Consider the following 2,484-nt stretch of genomic DNA (forward strand, 5'->3'; position numbering starts at 1 on the left):
ATGGAGTTGATGAAAAAACGCTATATGACCCTCACACTTGGCTAGATCCTGAAAAAGCTGGCGAAGAAGCTCAGATTATCGCTGATAAACTTTCAGAGGTGGATAGTGAACATAAAGAAACTTATCAAAAAAATGCGCAAGATTTTATCAAAAAAGCTCAAGAATTGACTAAGAAATTCCAGCCTAAATTTGAAAAAGCGAGTCAGAAAACTTTTGTAACACAACATACAGCCTTTTCTTATCTAGCTAAGCGATTTGGACTCAATCAACTTGGTATTGCAGGTATTTCTCCTGAACAAGAACCAAGTCCACGACAACTTACAGAAATTCAGGAATTTGTTAAAACCTATAAGGTTAAAACGATTTTTACAGAAAGTAATGCTTCTTCAAAAGTAGCTGAAACTCTTGTCAAATCAACAGGTGTGGGTCTTAAAACTCTGAATCCTTTAGAGGCAGACCCACAAAATGACAAGACCTATTTAGAAAATCTGGAAGAAAATATAAGTGTTTTAGCAGAAGAATTAAAGTGAGGAAAGAATGAAAATCAATAAAAAATATATAGCAGCCGGATCAGCTGTTATCGTATCCTTGAGTCTTTGTGCTTATGCATTGAACCAGCATCGATCGCAGGAAAATAAGGACAATAATCGTGTCTCTTATGTGGATGGCAGCCAGTCAAGTCAGAAAAGTGAAAACTTGACACCAGACCAGGTCAGTCAAAAAGAAGGAATTCAGGCTGAGCAAATTGTCATCAAAATTACAGAGCAGGGCTATGTGACGTCACACGGTGACCACTATCATTACTATAATGGGAAAGTTCCTTATGATGCCCTCTTTAGTGAAGAACTTCTCATGAAAGATCCGAATTATCAGTTGAAGGATTCAGACATTGTAAATGAAATCAAGGGTGGTTATGTCATTAAGGTAGACGGGAAATACTATGTTTACCTTAAAGATGCGGCCCATGCGGACAATATTCGGACAAAAGAAGAGATTAAGCGTCAGAAGCAGGAACACAGTCATAATCATAATGCAAGCACAGATAATGCTGTTGCTGTAGCAAGATCTCAGGGGCGCTATACGACAGATGATGGTTATGTCTTTAATCCAGCTGATATTATCGAAGATACGGGTGATGCTTATATCGTTCCTCATGGAGGTCACTATCACTACATTCCAAAAAGTGATTTGTCTGCTAGTGAATTAGCAACAGCTAAAGCTCATCTGGCTGGGAAAAATACGCAACCGAGTCAGTTAAGCTATTCTTCAACAGCTAGTGAGAATAATACTCAATCTACAGTACAAGGATTAACTAGCAAGCCAGAAAGCACAGTTGAAAATCTCCAAAGTCTATTGAAAGAACTCTATGATTCGCCTAGTGACCAACGTTACAGTGAATCAGACGGTCTGGTTTTTGACCCTGCTAAGATTATCAGCCGTACGCCAAATGGAGTTGCGATTCCGCATGGCGACCATTATCACTTTATTCCTTACAGCAAGCTTTCTGCCTTAGAAGAAAAGATTGCCAGAATGGTGCCTATCAGTGGAACTGGTTCTACAGTTTCTATAAATGAAAAACCTCATGAAGTAGCGTCTAGTCTTGGAAGTCTTTCAAGCAATCCATCTACTTTGAATTATGCCTCATTACTTACAAATAAGCCTATCTCTTCAACATCTGATGGCTATATCTTTAATCCAAAAGATATCGTTGAAGAAACAGCCACAGCTTATATCGTCAGACATGGTGATCATTTCCATTACATTCCTAAGACGAATCAAATTGGTCAACCGACTCTTCCAAACAATGGTCTAACAATACCTTCGCCATCTCTTCCAGTCAATCCTAGTGTTTCACATGAGGAACATGAAGAAGGTGGACACGGCTTTGATGCCAATCGTATTATCGCTGAAGATGAAGCAGGATTTATCATGAGTCACGGTAATCATAATCATTACTTCTTCAAGAAGGACTTGACAGCTGATCAAATTAAGGCAGCACAGGATCATTTGAAAGGTGCAAGTCCAGCAACACCAAGTCCAGTCCATGATGATCACGATAATGATGAGCATGAGCACCATCATGGGGAAGACCATGATCACGGTTTTGATGCCGATCGTGTCATTAGTGAGGATGATCAAGGCTTTGTCATGAGTCATGGTGACCACAATCATTACTTCTTCAAGAAAGATTTGACAGCTGAGCAAATTAAGGCAGCACAAGACCATTTGAAAGCACATCATGATGCAGAACCTGTAAAACCTCTTGCTAAAACGGTAGAGTCTTTCTCAAGAGATGCTAGTGATGAAGAAAAGATTGCTTACATTTCTAAGACCTATGGTGTTCCACTTGAAGCGATTAGAATTTCAAACGGATTCTTTGTTTTTGGAAATCCAGACCAAGCCTACGATCCAACTCATATCCATCCCTATGCTGTTCGTAAGGAACATGTTCGTTTGCCACTCCAAACTGGAAATCCAGAACTT

General features: G+C 39.5%; 1 protein-coding gene and 1 pseudogene. Both read left to right on the top strand.

What is annotated here, in order from left to right:
* A pseudogene (gene adcAII / locus SMIDD26_RS05690) lies at positions 1–530 on the top strand (zinc-binding lipoprotein AdcAII); the annotation flags it as partial.
* Positions 531–537: 7 nt separating this feature from the next.
* The coding region (locus tag SMIDD26_RS12950; protein WP_246746935.1) for a pneumococcal-type histidine triad protein at positions 538–2,484 on the top strand (1,947 nt) is incomplete at its 3' end.

Origin of the sequence: Streptococcus mitis (assembly GCF_001579035.1) — a bacterium.
In the GTDB taxonomy this organism is placed as follows: Bacteria; Bacillota; Bacilli; order Lactobacillales; family Streptococcaceae; genus Streptococcus; species Streptococcus mitis_J.